The sequence below is a fragment of the Celeribacter neptunius genome, from assembly GCF_900113955.1.
Classification (GTDB): domain Bacteria; phylum Pseudomonadota; class Alphaproteobacteria; order Rhodobacterales; family Rhodobacteraceae; genus Celeribacter; species Celeribacter neptunius.
Window position 1 is genome coordinate 385618 of the sequence record NZ_FORH01000003.1, and the last position, 15994, is coordinate 401611.

General features: G+C 57.5%; 15 protein-coding genes and 5 pseudogenes. 8 read left to right on the plus strand and 12 right to left on the minus strand.

Going from position 1 to position 15994, the window contains the following annotated elements:
- Nucleotides 1-117: 117 nt before the first annotated feature.
- Nucleotides 118-1077: a HAMP domain-containing sensor histidine kinase gene (locus BM151_RS10605; RefSeq protein WP_090060674.1), complete on the minus strand. Its 960-nt coding sequence runs from the start codon at nt 1075-1077 to the stop codon at nt 118-120.
- Complete coding sequence (locus tag BM151_RS21985) at nt 1074-1343, minus strand: winged helix-turn-helix domain-containing protein (RefSeq protein ID WP_342714564.1); 270 nt, start codon at nt 1341-1343, stop codon at nt 1074-1076. Before BM151_RS21985 ends, BM151_RS10605 begins: the two co-directional genes overlap by 4 nt.
- On the opposite strand from BM151_RS21985, the gene BM151_RS22010 reads away from it, so the two are divergent.
- Nucleotides 1342-1530, plus strand: a complete 189-nt coding sequence (locus tag BM151_RS22010) for a hypothetical protein (RefSeq protein WP_425429547.1) — start codon at nt 1342-1344, stop codon at nt 1528-1530. The genes BM151_RS21985 and BM151_RS22010 overlap by 2 nt on opposite strands.
- Here BM151_RS22010 and BM151_RS22015 read toward each other — a convergent pair.
- The 3 genes and pseudogenes from BM151_RS22015 to BM151_RS21835 form a co-directional block, all read right to left on the minus strand.
- Nucleotides 1462-1736 (minus strand): annotated as a pseudogene (locus BM151_RS22015) (response regulator); the annotation flags it as partial. The gene BM151_RS22010 and the pseudogene BM151_RS22015 sit on opposite strands and share 69 nt — an antisense overlap.
- Nucleotides 1737-1757: 21 nt before the next feature.
- Entirely contained in the window at nt 1758-2408 is a 651-nt protein-coding gene (locus BM151_RS10615; RefSeq protein WP_177213095.1) for a DUF4153 domain-containing protein, read from the minus strand.
- A 166-nt stretch (nt 2409-2574) separates the two neighbouring features.
- Nucleotides 2575-2760 (minus strand): annotated as a pseudogene (locus BM151_RS21835) (integrase core domain-containing protein); the annotation flags it as partial.
- Nucleotides 2761-2844: 84 nt separating this feature from the next.
- Between BM151_RS21835 and BM151_RS10620 the strand changes: the two are divergent.
- The 3 genes from BM151_RS10620 (at nt 2845) to BM151_RS10630 (ending at nt 8171) form a co-directional block, all read left to right on the plus strand.
- A complete protein-coding gene (locus BM151_RS10620) occupies nt 2845-4215 on the plus strand; it encodes a sigma-54-dependent transcriptional regulator (RefSeq protein WP_245781176.1) in 1371 nt (456 codons plus the stop codon).
- A 69-nt stretch (nt 4216-4284) separates the two neighbouring features.
- On the plus strand, nt 4285-6189 hold the full coding sequence (locus BM151_RS10625) for a sensor histidine kinase (protein ID WP_090060774.1): 1905 nt from the start codon (nt 4285-4287) through the stop codon (nt 6187-6189).
- Nucleotides 6190-6446: 257 nt separating this feature from the next.
- Entirely contained in the window at nt 6447-8171 is a 1725-nt protein-coding gene (locus BM151_RS10630; RefSeq protein WP_090060776.1) for an OFA family MFS transporter, read from the plus strand.
- Nucleotides 8172-8281: 110 nt separating this feature from the next.
- Here the strand turns inward: BM151_RS10630 and BM151_RS21840 are convergent.
- Nucleotides 8282-8398, minus strand: a pseudogene (locus BM151_RS21840) (IS3 family transposase); the annotation flags it as partial.
- 614 nt (nt 8399-9012) lie between these two features.
- On the opposite strand from BM151_RS21840, the gene BM151_RS22020 reads away from it, so the two are divergent.
- Nucleotides 9013-9522: an SH3 domain-containing protein gene (locus BM151_RS22020; protein WP_425429546.1), complete on the plus strand. Its 510-nt coding sequence runs from the start codon at nt 9013-9015 to the stop codon at nt 9520-9522.
- A gap of 73 nt (nt 9523-9595) precedes the next feature.
- Here the strand turns inward: BM151_RS22020 and BM151_RS10645 are convergent, their stop codons facing one another.
- Nucleotides 9596-11017: a S1 family peptidase gene (locus BM151_RS10645; RefSeq protein ID WP_090060677.1), complete on the minus strand. Its 1422-nt coding sequence runs from the start codon at nt 11015-11017 to the stop codon at nt 9596-9598.
- A gap of 154 nt (nt 11018-11171) precedes the next feature.
- Between BM151_RS10645 and BM151_RS10650 the strand changes: the two genes are divergently transcribed.
- Nucleotides 11172-11681 carry a hypothetical protein gene (locus tag BM151_RS10650; RefSeq protein WP_090060678.1) on the plus strand — a complete coding sequence of 170 codons (510 nt, stop codon included), beginning with the start codon at nt 11172-11174 and terminating at the stop codon, nt 11679-11681.
- Nucleotides 11682-11733: 52 nt separating this feature from the next.
- Here the strand turns inward: BM151_RS10650 and BM151_RS10655 are convergent, their stop codons facing one another.
- Nucleotides 11734-12288, minus strand: a complete 555-nt coding sequence (locus BM151_RS10655) for a recombinase family protein (RefSeq protein ID WP_090060679.1) — start codon at nt 12286-12288, stop codon at nt 11734-11736.
- Between the two features lie 456 nt (nt 12289-12744).
- Here BM151_RS10655 and BM151_RS10660 point away from each other — a divergent pair, with 456 nt between their 5' ends.
- Together BM151_RS10660 and BM151_RS10665 are read left to right on the plus strand one after the other, a co-directional pair.
- Nucleotides 12745-13371, plus strand: coding sequence for a hypothetical protein (locus tag BM151_RS10660; RefSeq protein ID WP_090060680.1), 627 nt, complete (start codon nt 12745-12747; stop codon nt 13369-13371).
- A 12-nt stretch (nt 13372-13383) separates the two neighbouring features.
- Entirely contained in the window at nt 13384-14511 is a 1128-nt protein-coding gene (locus tag BM151_RS10665; protein WP_090060681.1) for a helix-turn-helix domain-containing protein, read from the plus strand.
- 180 nt (nt 14512-14691) lie between these two features.
- Here the strand turns inward: BM151_RS10665 and BM151_RS21845 are convergent.
- From BM151_RS21845 to BM151_RS21630, 4 genes and pseudogenes are all read right to left on the minus strand, one after another.
- Nucleotides 14692-14859: pseudogene (locus BM151_RS21845) on the minus strand (integrase core domain-containing protein); the annotation flags it as partial.
- Between the two features lie 6 nt (nt 14860-14865).
- Nucleotides 14866-15189 (minus strand): annotated as a pseudogene (locus tag BM151_RS21850) (RHS repeat-associated core domain-containing protein); the annotation flags it as partial.
- The gene (locus BM151_RS10675) at nt 15152-15688 is read right to left on the minus strand and encodes a hypothetical protein (protein WP_090060682.1); all 537 of its coding nucleotides are present in this window, start codon (nt 15686-15688) and stop codon (nt 15152-15154) included. The gene BM151_RS10675 and the pseudogene BM151_RS21850, both read right to left, overlap by 38 nt.
- A gap of 8 nt (nt 15689-15696) precedes the next feature.
- Nucleotides 15697-15840, minus strand: coding sequence for a hypothetical protein (locus BM151_RS21630; RefSeq protein ID WP_177213098.1), 144 nt, complete (start codon nt 15838-15840; stop codon nt 15697-15699).
- Nucleotides 15841-15994: the final 154 nt, after the last annotated feature.

Sequence of the window (15994 nt, forward strand, 5' to 3'; positions counted from 1 at the left end):
ACTAGGTCTTTAAGGCCGCTTCGTCGGCGTGCCGGTGAAGGCACTCAAATCCGAGATCGCCGGGCTCGTCGAAAGGCTGACATCCGGAGCCACCCAGCTCAGCCGAACGTGGGGACCCTAAAACGAAATACGGAAATGGGCGCCTCTTGAAGCAGAAAGAAGCTCGATCTTCGCCCCATGGGCCTTAAGCACATTGCGCGTGATGGCAAGCCCCATTCCGGTGCCACCTGCCTGTCGACGGCTGGTGAAGAACGGCTCGAAAACATGCGCAGCATGTCCGGGAGAGACCCCGTCGCCATTGTCCTTTACATCAAGGATGACGCGTCCGGCGCGCTCTGAACAGGAAAGTTCAACCCGGCTCGCGCCATGCTCTCGGGCGTTTCGCAGGAGCTGGGAGCACACAAGTTGCACCCCTTCGATTGCCATCGGTAAAGGCTCTTGCGGGGCGGCACAGATCACCGCCACATCTGTGAATTGATCCCGCAACGATGCGACGACGTCGCCCAAACTGACCTTCCCGATGTAACGGGTCTCGCGCGCCCTTGCGATAGCGCGCAGAGACTCGAGCTGGGCTTCGATCTGCGCGCGGGCGCCATCGAGCTGTTGCAGCAGTCCGGCGTCTTCACCGATCAGCGTCGCGCTGTCCTCCAGCAATTCTGTCGCGGCCCGGATCGCCGAGATCGGCGTTTTCAACTCGTGGACCACATGATCGGTAAAGCTGCGGACCGTCGCCTCCCGATCCCGCAACGCTTCGGTCATAGAGATCACCGCCTCGGCTGTCTGGGTGATTTCCTGCGTCCCGAAATGCTGCGGTCGGGGGGCAATCTGCCCCGCTTCGTGGCTGGCGGCATAATCTCTGAGCTGCGCAATGGGGCGCAGGAGAAGGCGCACCATCAGCCAGCCAAGAGTGGCAGTCGTGACCAGAATACCAATCGCCAAAATAACGGCCGCTTTGCGAAACCCGATCTCGGGCCCAAGATAACGTAACGCCACCAGCCCCAACAGGGACACCAGCAAGGCGCCCGAGAGCCCCCCTCCGATCACGAAACCCAGAGAGGGGCGCCAGCGCCGGCTCATTCGAGTGCTCCCAGGCGCAGACCCTGGCCATGCACGGTTTTGACGATATCGGGCAGCCCTGCGCCCGCGAGTTTATGTCTGAGATTGCGCAGATGACTGTCGAGCGTGCGATCAGACACGGCGCTTTGGCGCCCCCAGACGCTCTCGAACAGTACGGAGCGGGAAACAAGCCGAGAGGGATCTTCCATCAGGGCGGCGAGAAGCTCGAATTCCGTGGCCGTCAGCGGCAACGCCTGGCCGGCGACCAGACATTGCTTGAGCTTCATGTTCAGGGTAATTGCGCGTCTGGATGGAACGCTTGCCACCGGAGCGTTTCAGGATGGTCTTGACCCGCGCGATCACCTCGCGCGGGCTAAAAGGTTTGGTGACATAGTCATCCACGCCGAGCTCGAGACCGAGAATGCGGTCGATCTCGTCATCGCGGGCCGTGAGAAACAGAATTGGGGCATCTGATTGCACACGCAGACGTCGGCAGACTTCGAACCCGTCATCTCGGGCAGTCCAACATCAAGAATGATGAGATCCGGCCCCCCGCGTGCCGCCTCGCGCAGCGCAGATTGCCCATCAGAAGCCGTCGCGACGAAAAATTCGGACCGCTCCAAGGCTACGCATAACAGACCGCGCAACCGTGGATCATCATCAACCAAAAGTATTTTCACGTCGCTTTGCCCGAATATCTGTCACTTGCATTCGGAGGGAAGGATATGGCCCACACACCATTTGCGAAAGCCCCATTCCAGCCAGCTCGTGATCGGGTCGCGAAAGATCCCGCACTCCTCGAATTGCCCCCCTATTGGGTCCTGATCATAAGCACTCAGAACAGCCTCACCTTGACCTGAGGCCAGCGCGGCATGGAACGCGTTGGGGCCAAGCTCGCAAATATAGCCATAGTCCTGTGTGCCGCGTGTCAGGTTATGCTCTGCGATCGCGCCCGCAAAATTGACGAAGCTCGCAGCGTAGGGGACCAGCCCAGCCAGAACGACGAGACGGAACGCGAGCCACATTCGACTCTTGAGCGCACTGATCTGCCTGATCATCACACAGAGCCCCAGCGCAATAAGTCCCACCCAGATCAGGGAGTAGGCGCGCAGGTAGGTCAGGCTGAATTCCTGCACATAGAGATCGAGCCGCATCAGCGCCGCGAGACAGAGCACCGCGTTCTGGGCGACATAGAGGACCATCAGTGGGTGGATCAGCCGATGTTCCCGCAAAAACGGATGGGCCGCCAGTGCGAAGCCTCCGGCCAGGAGCGCTGGCTCCAAAAGCGGATAGGCGCCACGATGGGCGTATTCCGCAAGTGACATACCATGCGGAAGCGCTGCACCGAGCACAATGATGGAGATATTCGTGAGAGTTGACTCGATCGAATAGGGGCAAAAAAGTGAGTCAAATCAGTGCGCGCCGTCACGCACTGCCGCCCCAAACGGTGGGCATTTCTGACCCAGGCCAGGCAAACCTCAGCGAATACATGGCTCACCTCTCGTGCCGTCGCATTTGTCAGTTCGCACGGCTCAGGCTTAGGTCTTCTTTCGACCGTTGATGATGGTCCCGCGGGGAGAGCCCGTCGAGGCTCATGTACGGGCGATTATGGTTAGGGTCATCGCGCCACGCACAGATCAGGACCAGGGCCTAGCGCAGCTTGGCAAGCAGGGGCTCGTTCACACGTTCATCCCTGTGCCTGCCCTGAGGAAGGAATAATTTTTCCTAGACGCCCACGCTGCAAACGTCATGATGCTCGAAAACAGAGACAAAGAAAGGGAGGGTCCGGTGGAGGAGGCTGGTACCCCCCACGACAGCCTTTTGACCGCGTCATTGACGCAGGTCAGCGTGCTGGTCGTGGATGATGAACCGGGGATGCGAAATTTCCTGGTCAAGACATTGACCCCGCATTGCCGGGCGGTCGCCGAGGCGTCGAATGCCGAAGAGGCCGCCGCACAGCTGGCCGCACAGCATTTCGACATCATGCTGCTCGACAACATGATGCCGGGACAGAAGGGATTGGACTGGCTGGCGGAACAAAGAACCACCGGTGGCGTCACCGATGTCATCATGGTCACCGCCTACGCCGATCTGGAGACCGCGATTCAGGCGATGCGGGCGGGCGTATCGGATTTCATCCTCAAGCCGTTTCGCACCAACCAATTGCTGAACGCGGTCTGCCGCTGTCAGCAGACCGCGATGCTGCGGCGGGAAAATCGGCTGCTGCGACGCGAGCTCGAGCAATGCGATCTCGGAGCGCGTCACCGCGACCGGTTGCTCGGCGGATCGCCGGAAATCGAGGAGATTCGCACCACGCTGGAGCGGGTGAAGGATGTCACCACGCCGCTGTTGATCACCGGCGCATCGGGCACCGGCAAGGAAGTGGCTGCGCGCCATCTTCACGCCGCCTCGAAACGCGCGGATCGGCCCTTTGTGCCGGTCAATTGTGCCACCATCCCGGCCGAGATGATCGAGCTGGAGCTTTTCGGACATGCCGCCGGGGCCTACCCCGGCGCGGCCGCGGCGCGCGAGGGGCTTCTGGCCTCGGCCCAGGGCGGAACCGTGTTCATCGACGAGGTGGCGGACCTGTCCGGCCCGGCCCAGATGGCGCTTCTGAGGGTGCTGGAAGACGGGCTGGTCCGGCCAGTGGGCACCGAGCGCAGCCTGCAACTCGACATTCGTTTCGTGCTGGCGAGCGCGCGGTCGCTGCGCCAAGAGGTGGCCGAGGGACGTTTCCGCCCGGATCTGTTTTTCCGCATTGACGTGCTCAATCTTCAGATGCCGCCTCTGGCGCATCGCGGCACGGATGTTCTGGAGCTGGCAGCGCTTTTTCTCGACGACCTGTCGCATCGGCTCGGCCTGCCCGGGCTCGAGATCGACGCGGCGGCGCGCGCAGCCATGCTGCGCTACGACTGGCCGGGCAATATCCGTGAGCTGCGCAATTTCATCGAGCGCGCACTGATCTTTGGCGGGTTCCCACTTGAAACGCTCGGCGGCGAGCAGATCGCCCGCGCCGCGATTGCGCCGCTCGATCAGGTGGAGCGGCGCGAAATTCTGCGCGCGCTCGACGCGGTGGACGGCAACCGCACCGAGGCGGCCCGCCGGCTTGGGGTTTCGCGCAAGACCATCGACCGCAAATGCGCGGCCTGGGGGCTTTAGGCGGTGGCGCGGCGCTGGTCTGTGTTGCGATCGGTGCGGGTGCGCCTGCTGGTCATCGCGCTCCTGCCGATGCTGGTGCTGTTGCCGCTGCTGCTCGGCAGCACCATGATGCGCTGGTCGGGCAAGATTGACGACATCCTGATTTCCAAGGTCAATGGCGATCTGACCATCGCGGATCAATATCTGGCCCGGCTGATGGATATGTCCGGCGAAAGGCTGGATGCGGTGGCGGGATCGGTCGCGCTGCAACAGGCACTCGGGCAGAAGACCGCGCTCGCAGCTCTGCTGGCGGAACGGCGCGTGGCCTTGCAACTCGACTTTCTCTATCTCGCGACGAAAGAGACCAGCCCCGGCGGGTTTCAACCCGGCGCCTGGCCAGTGGTGCGGGCGGCTTGGAACGGCAGAGCTGAAAGCGCCATTGACATCCTCTCTGCGGAGGCGCTCGATCAGCTCTCGCCGGGGTTGGCAGATCAGGCGGCAATCCGTCTGGTCCCGACCGTCGCCGCGGTGGCGACCGCGCGGCAGGTCGAGGATCGCGGCATGATCATCCATTCCGCCGCCCCCGTGCACCTGCCCGATGGCCGCCGAGCGGCGCTGGTCGGCGGGCGGCTTCTCAATCGCAATCTCGATTTCATCGACACGATCAACGCACTGGTCTATCGCGAACAGAGCCTGCCCGAGGGCAGCCGCGGCACGGCGACGCTGTTTCTCGAGGATGTGCGCGTGTCGACCAATGTGCGCCTGTTCGAAAATGTACGCGCGCTTGGCACCCGTGTCTCCGCCGTCGTGCGGGCCCGGGTTCTGGATGAAGGATCGGTCTGGCTCGACCGGGCCTTTGTGGTCAATGACTGGTATATTTCGGCCTATGAGCCGATTGTCGACAGTTTCGGCACGCGGGTCGGTATGCTCTATGTCGGCTATCTCGAGACCCCGTTTCAACACGCCAAGACGGTCTCGATCCTGACCATCATCCTGGTGTTCCTGCTGATCGCCACCGTCTCTGTCCCGATTTTCCTCAGATGGGCCGGGCGGATCTTTCTGCCGCTCGAACGCATGACCCAGACTATCGCGCGGGTCGAGGCCGGGGACCTGCAGGCGCGCAACGGCGATGCCGGGGATAGCGGCGAGATCGCGCAGGTCGCTGGGCATTTCGACGATCTTCTCGACCAGATCCAGGAGCGCGACCGGCTCTTGCGCGATTGGGCCAACAGTCTCGAACAGAAGGTCGAGGAACGCACCGCCGATCTGCGCGCCGCCAATCGCAAACTGGAGAAAACCACCGAGCGACTGATCATCTCGGAAAAACTCGCCGCCGTCGGGGAAATCACCGCCTCTGTCGCCCATGAGATCAACAATCCGATCGCGGTCATTCAGGGCAACGTCGAAGTGGCGCGCAGCCTGCTGGCCGAACATGCCGAGGCGGTCGAGACCGAGTTTCGGCTGATTGACGATCAGATCTATCGCATCGGTTCGATTGTCTCCAAACTTCTGCATTTCGCGCGCCCCGAAGAATATTCCGGCGCCGCCAATGTCATCTCGCCCGCCGAGGTCGTGCGCGATTGTCTCGTGCTGACCCGCCATCAGATCGCGACCAACGGGATCGTGGTCGAAACCGATATGGCAGCGGACAAGAACGTCCTGATGGCCCGGACCGAGCTGCAGCAGGTGCTGGTCAACCTGATCCTGAACGCGGTGCATGCGATGCCCGAGGGCGGCACGCTGTCGCTGGCGGTGCGCGATGTGACGAAAGGCGTGAAAATCGAGGTGGCAGATAGCGGCACCGGCATAGCCCCCGAGACGCTGCGACGCATCTTCGATCCGTTCTTCACCACCAAACAGGCGCAGGGCACCGGGCTCGGCCTGTCGATCAGTCAAACGCTGGTGAGACATGCCGGTGGCACGCTTACCGCAAGCTCGGTGCCCGGCGAGGGCAGCCTGTTCACGATTTTCCTGCCGCAGACCGATCCGCAGTAATTCGGACAAAATGTCCCACATTGCCGCCGCCCGGCAAAGGTGCGCGGACAGGATGTCCGGATTTGCCCGTGCCACATCGGAACAAATGGCCAGAATGTCATTCCAAGTATCTGTTTTAATTATATTATTTATTTGACACAGGAAAGATGTCTTGACCATTTTCTCCCCGTGGCATGCGGTCGCATGCCGGTTTGACCGCACCCGCCCCGGGAGGGGGCGCGGACGGCAACGATCTGACGAACAGGGAGGATAACACCATGAGTAACGTCCAAGGGGGCGGCGCGCTCGGCTTTTTGCACAAGAGCCACATCGTCGCAAAACCCGGTTACAACCGCTGGCGCGTGCCGCCGGCATCCATCGCCATCCATCTTTGCATCGGCTCGGTCTATGCCTGGTCGGTGTTCAACCCGGCGCTGATGCGGCAACACGGCGTCGTCTCGCCCGCCGCCAGCGACTGGAGCCTGAGTTCCGTGGTCTGGATCTTCTCCGTGGCCATCGTGTTTCTGGGCCTGTCGGCGGCCTTTGCCGGCAAATGGCTGGAAGAGGTCGGCCCGCGCATGGTCGGCGTCGTGGCGGCCTTTCTCTGGGGCGGCGGCTTCATCATCGGCTCCTTCGGAATTTCAAGCCACCAGCTCTGGCTGATCTACCTCGGCTATGGCGTGCTCGGCGGCTGCGGCCTGGGGCTTGGCTATGTCTCTCCCGTCTCGACCCTGATCCGCTGGTTTCCGGACCGGCGCGGCATGGCCACCGGCATGGCCATTATGGGCTTCGGCGGTGGCGCGATGATCGCCGCCCCGGTCAAGGGATGGCTGCTTGGTGTCTTCGCGAAAGCGCCCGACTATCTCGGCACCCAGGACGCCGTGGCGACCGTGGTCGAGAATGGCCGGCTCTTTGCCGAAACGGCGGCGGGCAAGATCGAGGTGGTGATCGCCTCGGCCCAGCAAGCCGCCGAGGTTGGCGGGCAGGCCGGCGTCTATGCGGTCGGGACCGGTGATACCGGTGCGGCGGCGACCTTCATGACGCTCGGGATCGTCTATTTCATTGTTATGATCCTCGCCTCTTTCCAATACCGCGTCCCGCAAGACGGCTGGAAACCCGAAGGCTGGGAACCCAAGCCCGTCGCCTCGGGTCTCGTGACCCAGAACAACGTCCATATCGATCAGGCGCTCAAGACACCGCAATTCTGGCAGATGTGGCTCATGCTCTGCCTCAATGTCACCGCCGGGATCGGCGTGATCGGGGTGGCAAAGACCATGATGAGCGAGATTTTCGGCACCACCATGCCGTTGATCGTGACTGCGGGTTTTGCCTCGACCTATGTGCTGATGATCTCGGTCTTCAATATGGTGGGGCGGTTCTTCTGGGCCTCGACTTCGGATTTCATCGGCCGCAAGGCAACCTATATGTGCTTCTTCGTGCTGGGGATTCTGCTCTACCTGTCGATCCCCTATCTGGCCAGCGCCGGCGCCTCGGCACCGTCGACGATCTACCTGATCGGTTTCTACCTGGCGACGATGATCATCTTCTCGATGTATGGCGGTGGCTTTGCGACGATCCCGGCCTATCTCGCGGATATGTTCGGCACCATGCATGTGGGCGGGATCCATGGCCGCATCCTGACCGCATGGTCCACCGCGGGGGTTCTCGGGCCGTTGGCGATCACATCGCTGCGGCAGATGTCCGTCTCGAACGCAATCAACGATCTGGCCGCGCGGGTCGACCCCGGTGTCTTCGCCGACACGTTCGGTGCGCCGATCGGCCAGTTGCAGCAATTGGTGGACGCCCACACGGTGACGATTGCCCGCCTGATGGAGATCGCTCCCGCCGGCACCGTAGATCCGACCCCGAGCCTCTACAACACCACCATGTATGGCATGGCGGCGCTTCTGGTCGTGGCCTTCTTCGCCAACCTTCTGATGAGGCCGGTGAAAGAACATCACCACCACGATGAAGCCGAACTGGCCGCCGTACCGGTCGAGTAATCAATCTGGGGTCGGGGCGTCCAAAGCGCCCCGATCCGATGCCCCGACACAGCAGGCCGGTTCACCCCCTGGCCGAAATCGATCCGCCTGTGTATCGGCATCAACCGAAGAGGCCTGAGGACAAGGAGCCGAGTGTGCGTGTCGACGACAGTCAGAATAGGCAGCTTCTTGCCCGAAGCGAGCTGGTGGTGAACAAAGCCCATGGCCCAAACATCGCTCGGCCAGACGAGAGGTCCGCAAGAGGGGAGAAGTTGATCTTCATCTGATCCGACGACCTCTCTTTTGTCCCGGCAACGCCCCCCACCAAAGGAAGTGCACCACTGTCACTTCTTCACCAAAACATGAGATTGGGTCACAAACCTGACGATCAGGTCGTTTTCGTCTGACGTTCAACTTGGAGAGTAATGGCGCGCTGGGGAGGCGAAGATTAACATGAAGAACACGGCCAACATATTGAAATAAAACAATAAGTAAAGATGGAAAGTTTACCCCGTGTCCCCATTTGTGTCACCTAAATGTGCAAAGATATCTGCCTAAGACGTCACAGAATTCCACCTCCTCCGCGATTCTTAAAATTGTCACTTAACCAATTGTTTTTTATCGATTTATTGCAGATCCTGTCTGATCATTCCATACATGTCTGTTTTGAAAAGGCACCTCTTCACTTCGTAAGGTTTTATGAGGGTGCTTGCTCCACAATTGTTGGTCTTTCCAAGACTTGCTGTCCGTCTCTTCGTCCCATGGTTGGTTAAGGTTTGCCTTGACGTTCTGTTCTTGTCCGTCTCAGACTGGCAGCGGTGGTGGACGAAGTGATTTTTCGATGAGTTTGAAAGGGTGGAGCATGCTCGCATTCGCGGGCTTCGTTGGACTTGGGGTCATCGGTGGCGATGGCAGTGGTTCGTCCGATCACGCAGTGGCTCCTTCAGACGCAAGCGCAGCGTCTCCCATCCAGACTCAGCGTTCCCTTTATGTGACTGGCAATTCTGTCAATGTCAGAGAGGGGCCAAGCACCACTTATCGAAAGATAGGCCAACTTAGCCGAGGACAGGTTGTTCACGAAATTGATCGAAGCAACGGTTGGGTGAAGCTCTCATTCAAAGGGCAGGTTGGCTGGATGTCTGGCAAGTACCTGAGTTCGAGCAAACCGAAAGCAAGTGTAAGGTTCGCGACATCTAGCAGCAGTCCCAAATGTCACCCCAACTACAAAGGCGCATGCGTGCCCATTGCTAGCGATGTGGATTGCGCTGGAGGTAGAGGGAATGGTCCGGCCTACGTGCAAGGGCCCGTCCGTGTCGTGGGGAGAGATGTCTACGGTTTAGACCGTGACAATGATGGAATAGGCTGCGAATAGACCTGCTTTGGGGCTTACGCCTTATTCCTTCCGGCGTCGCTGTGCCTTGGCCCCCTTGATGACCTTCAAGGCATCAGTTGCATTCGATCTGAACAGTAAACGTTTGCGCTTCTTCAGCAAGTTGGGGGCCGTTCATCGCAGAAGATGTATCTGAAATGACGGGCTCCACCCCGTTGAGGGAAAGGAAGAGTTTTGCAGCGCTTCCGCGAATTGCAAAGTTGATGTTTTGAGGAATGTCTCCAATGACTTCTTGCACAGCTGCAGCGTCGAGTTTTGACACAACAACACCAACAACCACCCCTTCTGACGACAAGACTGGCCCTCCCGAATTCCCGGGCTGAACAGGAGCGGAGATTTGCATGGTCGTTTCATCTCCTCCGAGGCCGGTCATGGAAGAGATTGCACCTCTGGTAACGTTGATGCCTCCGAGCAAGCCTGACAAAGGGTAGCCAACGACAGTGATGTCTTGATTCAATTTGGCTACCGTTGGGCTGAACGTGGCTATGGCTTTTGGTTCTGTATTTACCTTTAGAAGGGCCAAGTCGAAATTCTGAGATTGCTCAACAAGACTTGCGTCCTCACCATCGACCTTCAGAGCCTTGCATTCTTTTACCACGTGGGCGTTGGTGAGGACATGACCAAACTCAGAAACATAAAAGCCCGAGCCTGAACTGGTCCTATCGCTTCCGTTTGGTTTCTGGCTCTCTTGGTCAGAAGTTTCCGGGGGGACTGAAGCAAGTAATTGTCCAACTTTGCCTGCCACGTTCAGCAATCTGCCATTCTCTGGGATGCGTAGGGAGGCATAGCGATCAGTGGTGATGCTTGCAGTCAATGCGGCAAGCAGTTCCTTGTCATATGACTCTGCTGAAATCATGAGTGTCCCCCAAACCCCGTCGACCAAATTGGTCCTCGCATATAGAGATTTGCCCTGAGAGTTTGTTGCAGAGGTTATGACTAGATTGTTCTTACGAACCTTGTATGCGTCGCCGCGAACCGCCGAGAAATTTTCGACATATTGATGAAGGTCTCGGGTGCTATTCACATCGCCAAAATGAACAGAAATTCCAAGTGAGCTTCCAATTAGGGAGTAGTTCAGGAAGTTCTCCGAGTGTCGCCCTTCGACCAATTGGGTGGACCACAGCATCGAGAAGCCAAGGGGTTCTTGGAAGGTCATTTCCCATCCCCCTTCAAGCATAAAATCGAGCGCCTCAAGGGACAATGTTACGGCATGAAATTCGAACGGCTCGCTGTCGAATTCCTTGTTGGCATATTGAGACAGAGCGCGAAAAGATCGCTGACCCCAAGCGCCGTCCAATAGCCCGTTGTAATACCCGTCGAGCGTGAGGCCGAGTTGAATTAACCGCAACTCGCTGGTTGAATACCTTCCCGCTTCGAATGGTTGGAATACTTCGTCTTCAGGGGCGGAAAAGGCGCTCGAAATTGAAACGATGAGAATTAACGCGGCGCGGCGAATGGCGCAATATATTGAATTCATGTCACTATCGAGCTTTCGGCTAAGTTCGAAATTTAGAGATTTGCAAGCATGTGCAACGCGGAACTCGGTTGCTCTAAATTGATCTTTGCATTTATCTGGTCATGCGTCGAGTTGAAGGCGTTTCGGACTATTAGAATTTTTCGGGGGATTAATTATGTCATTCAAATTGCGAGCGGGGCTCCTTACTGGGGCGCTGCTTGTGCTTGGTGCCTGTGTGCCAACCACCAGTTACTACCTTTACAATTCGAGAGCCGATGTGTCTCGGGCGCACAACGATGATTTTGAATGCGATTTGGCGGCAGAAAGATCGGTGCCTCAAGCTCTGCGAGTGGCAACAACGCCAATGTATACAACGCCACAATACACGAACTGCTACAAAGTCGGCTATACCGTGCAATGCAATACGACCGGTGGTCAAACATATGGGGGCGACACCTACACATATGATGCGAACAAGAACCTCCGGAATGAGTATTACGCTCGATGTATGGTCGGCAGAGGTTGGCAGGTCTTTGAAGTCCCGGACTGTGATCCGAAGAAGGTGCCAATGGATTTGCGAGAGAAGTTGATGGGCAAACTACGCCAGCCGGCAGAAGGTTCTTGTTACATCCAACTCACCGAACGTGCTGGAAATATTGTCTATCCATCAGAGTTGTTGGAGTAGTAGCCGAAAGGAGAGGCGGCGGGCTCTTTGGCGATGCCGCCTCTCTTGTCTCTTAAGTTTGTGCAGACTTGGTAACCCGATAAACAGACCTCTCAGAGATGCCCAGTGCTTTTGCGATAGCTCGCTTGGTCATCCCCTCTGAGAGCATCCTGTGGACCTCTGGGGCCATGCGCTGGGCGGTTGGGGCGCGTCCTTTGTACTTCCCCTCCCGCTTGGCCTTAACGATCCCCTCCTTCTGACGTTCCAGCATCATCTCTCGCTCGAACTGAGCCACAGAGCCCAAGACGTTGAGCATGAGCTTCCCAGTGGCGTTGGAAGTATCCAGTCCGAGATCGAGAATGCGTAGTCCGACGTTCTTTGCTTCCAAGGCCTCTACGATTTCTCCAAGGTGCCTCACCGATCTGGCCAGACGATCCAGCTTCGTGACGATCAGGGCGTCGCCTTCTCGAAGGTACTCCAGAGCCTCAGAGAGGCCCGTACGGCGGCCTACAGAGCTTGTTTGCTCCTCCCATATCCTTTCGCACCCAATGGCCCTCAGTGACTCTCTCTGAGCCTCCAAGCCTGCGATCTGTTCCAATGTCGATGTACGTGCGTAGCCGATGAGCATGACTGCCCTCCTAATCTGCCAATGATGTCTATGAGATTGTGACAGAGCGTCTGCCAAAAGGCGGAGACCACTCCATAGTCCGGCTATCGCACCATGCGCTGGGCATGACACGGGACCAAGGTCTATTGGCAGAGATGTAAAGCCAAGAGATCACGAAGTTTTTTGGCATTCAAAGGGGGGCGGGGGTGTTTGAAAGGCACTTCAAAAAAGAGGGGGTTTATTATTGCTTATTATTGTTCTTTGAAATCGACGGTTTGTGGCTCGATTGACGACTTAGGGCGGAAACCGGACATTCGCTGCACCATGTTCTGATGTCAGCGAAGCGCAGAGAGCAGACTTTGCGGAGTTAATTGGACTACCGAACGCGCCGTTCATTCCGTCTGGTGTTTCTGCGCTTGACCTTGCTAATTTTTTGCCCCACAAATGAGAGGGAAAAAATTAACAAGGTCAACGAGTATGGAATCACTTCGCCGCCAGACTATCAGCAATCCTGTTGAGCGGGATCAACGTCTTTCTGAACTACAGCTGGAGTGTGATCGACTGATCGCAGCCGGACACCATGCTTTGGCGGGTCGGGCGAGCGCTTCGCCGCTGCACCCTTCGAACACCGCTGGCTTCCTATCCTACGCTGACGGTGTGAAGGGGCTTCGCGCAGAGAATATTGATGACAATTGGCGCGTTTTCCGTCGTGAAGGTGTCGAGGGCATCTGCAACGATGAGCTGAAGCACAGGGTGCTTTTTGCGAACGTATTCGAGGCCTGCGGAGAACGTGACCCCCAAGCCCGCTCTCGCAAAGGAGCAGGCTCTGAGCGCGTTGCGAGCGGTGATCTCTTTGAAAGTGCAGGAATTGATTTGCCTGACTCGGTGATCAAGTTTCGGGGGGACTACAAAACCTACTATCTCATGGTTGATCAAAACGGGGCCATGGAACTCAGCCTTCCCATCGTGAAGGCAGGCGGAAACTTTTTGCGCTGCATCGAACGGATTTTCCTGATCGATGGCTCTGACCTTGACGAAGTCGAATTTGGCGTTGATGAACCCGCAGACGATTCCGATCTGGATTTCGTCGTGACCCGGAAATAACGTGAAACTACTATGTTCAGCAGCAAAAGGCTCAGCCTGGCCAGGAAACGGCGCAGGCTGACGGCAAAAGGTCTCGCCCAGGAAGCAGGAGTATCACCTGTCACGATAACCCGTTTGGAGAACGGCCAAAATGAGGCTGTTCCTGAAACAGTGGAGAAGTTGGCGGAAGCTCTCGGTTACCCGACTGTTTTTTTCTACCAAGAGGATCAATCTGCGCTAACCAAGGAAGTCGTAAGCTTCCGAAGCCTAAAGAGCATGAGCGCCAAGGAACGCGACGCGGCATTGTCGGCGGGAGAAATTGGTGTGGAAGTCTATTCGTGGCTCGACGGCCACTTCAACCTTCCTGATCTTGATCTTCCTCCATTTGATCCCGAACTTACACCTGAGACAGCTGCAGAAGCCTTGCGGCAACATTGGGGTCTCGGGTATGAGCCTATCCCAAACCTCCTCAAGCTGCTTGAGGCGAAGGGAATTCGCGTTCTGGGCTTGGAGGAGAACACCGCGAACGTTGATGCATTCTCCTTCTGGGAAGACGGGCGCGCCTATGTCTTCTTGAACTCGTATAAGTCAGCGGAACGCAGTATCTTCGACGCGGCACATGAACTGGGCCACCTTGTTTTACACAAGCATGGCACAACGCCCGTTGGAGCGAAAAACAGCAAGGAGCCAAATCCTTTCGAAGACTCTCGAAATGTTGAGGTAGAGGCAAACAGATTTGCGGCGGCGTTCTTGATGCCAGAGGAAGACGTGCGTTTACGCCTGCCTCGCTTCATTACAGCAGATGTCATCATCAAGGCCAAAAGGCGTTGGAGGGTTTCAGCAATGGCCCTCGCCTATCGCGTCCACCATTTCCAACGACCGATGCTGACAGAGTGGCAATACCGGTCGATCTGCATCGAGCTTGGCAAGCGGGGATACCGCAGCGGGGAACCAGAGGGCATCCCCCGAGAAAGCTCTGTCCTCTGGAAGATGGTGCTGTCCGAGCTGTGGTCTGATCGCAAAAATCTCCGGCACATTGCGGACGATTTGGCTCTGCCTGTTGGTGAAGTCGAAATGCTGCTTTCGGGGATTTTGCCTCAAGCAGATAGGGCCGAAGTGAGCGGGGGTGGCAATCGTCCAGCTCTGCGACTTGTTAAATAGGCACTGGCTGCCTCAGAGAGAGCAAACTCTTGAGAGAGCTACTCGTTCCTGAACCTTCAGTTCGGATCAATTTCAGAGATGGATGATTTCGACATTGCCCATTTTTGGTCGAGGTATTCGGCCAAGAGGCGGCGGTGACAGGGTAATCCCCCCATTTTTAATGGGGCCCAGCCGTAGAAATCACGCGGCTGCTTTCAGTTTCATGGCGGGTGTCATTCCGCCGATGCCCATGTTGGGTCGCTCGTTATTGTAAGTCCAGAGCCATTCGGTTGCCTGGTCCTGTGCCTCCTCGATGGTTTCAAAAATGAACTGCCCCAGCCATTCGCCGCGAACCGTTCGGTTGTAGCGCATAGGATTGGAACTCGCGTAATTATACACACTCGGCCCATCGACCAACCCCAACGGATCGGCCTCGATATACCGCCCCGTCGTCGGATCGTAGTCCCGCATCCAGTTCTGGTGCAAGCCGCTTTCGGCCTGGAACCATTGTCCCGGAAACCGCGCGTCGATCACGCCGTTTTCCACATGCACACCGCCAAACGGCAGCCAGGACGCCGTCCACACCGTGGTGCCCGCCTCATCGGCGGCGAGCACCGGCCGACCAATGTGATCCGAGCGCACGAAATAAATATTGTCACCCTCAAGCACCGCAATCGGCGCGCCCAAGCAAATGGCCATCCTCGTCGCGCTTGCCACCGAAATAGCGCCAGTGCTCAATAGCTTCGATGACAGCTCTGAAATCCTGACACGGGGGGAGGTCAATTTCCCGATCGGCGTCTTTGTTACTTTTGTGCGACAGGATTGCCTGCATTATCTTTTGCTTAAAATCTCCCAGCGAAAGCTCTTCGCAAGACTGGATATTCGGACCGTAGTAAACGACGGAAGATAAAGGCCAAAAAAGCAATGACGGCAAGACCAGGCTCTCCAAAATCACCTTGATGATTGAAGTGGTTTTCAGACGACAAGGGCCCCTCTCGCCGTCATAGCAAAAGCATCGACCACCAGCGTCGAAGAGCAAGCCGGTGCTGAACTTCGCCTTGCTCGGCAACCTGAACAACGTCGTGAACCCAGACCGTCGATAGACAACGTCCATGGTCGAGAATTCTTTTCGCTCAGGAAGTTCGATCCAGAACAGCGGATATATGAAATCGCGTTGGAAATCAGAGTTGTGCGACATGAAGTGATTCAATTCTTACCTGTGGCGACATTCACAGCGCCGCCAACGGCACCACCAGTCACCCAGCCGGGTGTCCGTACTACCGAGCGAACAGGAGCAGGCCACATGTCAGCTGCTTTCACCCCTTTAATGCGGCGGTAGTAGTCGGTCATAGCGTGAGTCCTCGGGGTAACATAGTTCCCATTTAGCTTGCGGAATGGGGATTTTTCAAAGGCTTTAGCCCAACTTCTTGTCTTATATGCGCGCCACGGAATGGCATGTGAAAACTCTGTCCCAGCCCGGCGCCATGTCGTCGCCGCGAAGCCT

Excerpts from the sequence above, each read along its gene's own strand:
- BM151_RS22010 (WP_425429547.1), top strand. The coding sequence starts at position 1,342 with ATGTTCAGGGTAATTGCGCGTCTGGATGGAACGCTTGCCACCGGAGCG.
- BM151_RS21630 (WP_177213098.1), bottom strand. The coding sequence starts at position 15,840 with ATGACCGACTACTACCGCCGCATTAAAGGGGTGAAAGCAGCTGACATG.
- BM151_RS10645 (WP_090060677.1), bottom strand. The coding sequence starts at position 11,017 with ATGAATTCAATATATTGCGCCATTCGCCGCGCCGCGTTAATTCTCATC.
- BM151_RS10630 (WP_090060776.1), top strand. The coding sequence starts at position 6,447 with ATGAGTAACGTCCAAGGGGGCGGCGCGCTCGGCTTTTTGCACAAGAGC.
- BM151_RS10650 (WP_090060678.1), top strand. The coding sequence starts at position 11,172 with ATGTCATTCAAATTGCGAGCGGGGCTCCTTACTGGGGCGCTGCTTGTG.
- BM151_RS10665 (WP_090060681.1), top strand. The coding sequence starts at position 13,384 with ATGTTCAGCAGCAAAAGGCTCAGCCTGGCCAGGAAACGGCGCAGGCTG.
- BM151_RS10660 (WP_090060680.1), top strand. The coding sequence starts at position 12,745 with ATGGAATCACTTCGCCGCCAGACTATCAGCAATCCTGTTGAGCGGGAT.
- BM151_RS10625 (WP_090060774.1), top strand. The coding sequence starts at position 4,285 with ATGCTGGTGCTGTTGCCGCTGCTGCTCGGCAGCACCATGATGCGCTGG.
- BM151_RS10675 (WP_090060682.1), bottom strand. The coding sequence starts at position 15,688 with ATGTCGCACAACTCTGATTTCCAACGCGATTTCATATATCCGCTGTTC.
- BM151_RS10605 (WP_090060674.1), bottom strand. The coding sequence starts at position 1,077 with ATGAGCCGGCGCTGGCGCCCCTCTCTGGGTTTCGTGATCGGAGGGGGG.
- BM151_RS10655 (WP_090060679.1), bottom strand. The coding sequence starts at position 12,288 with ATGCTCATCGGCTACGCACGTACATCGACATTGGAACAGATCGCAGGC.
- BM151_RS22020 (WP_425429546.1), top strand. The coding sequence starts at position 9,013 with ATGCTCGCATTCGCGGGCTTCGTTGGACTTGGGGTCATCGGTGGCGAT.
- BM151_RS21985 (WP_342714564.1), bottom strand. The coding sequence starts at position 1,343 with ATGAAGCTCAAGCAATGTCTGGTCGCCGGCCAGGCGTTGCCGCTGACG.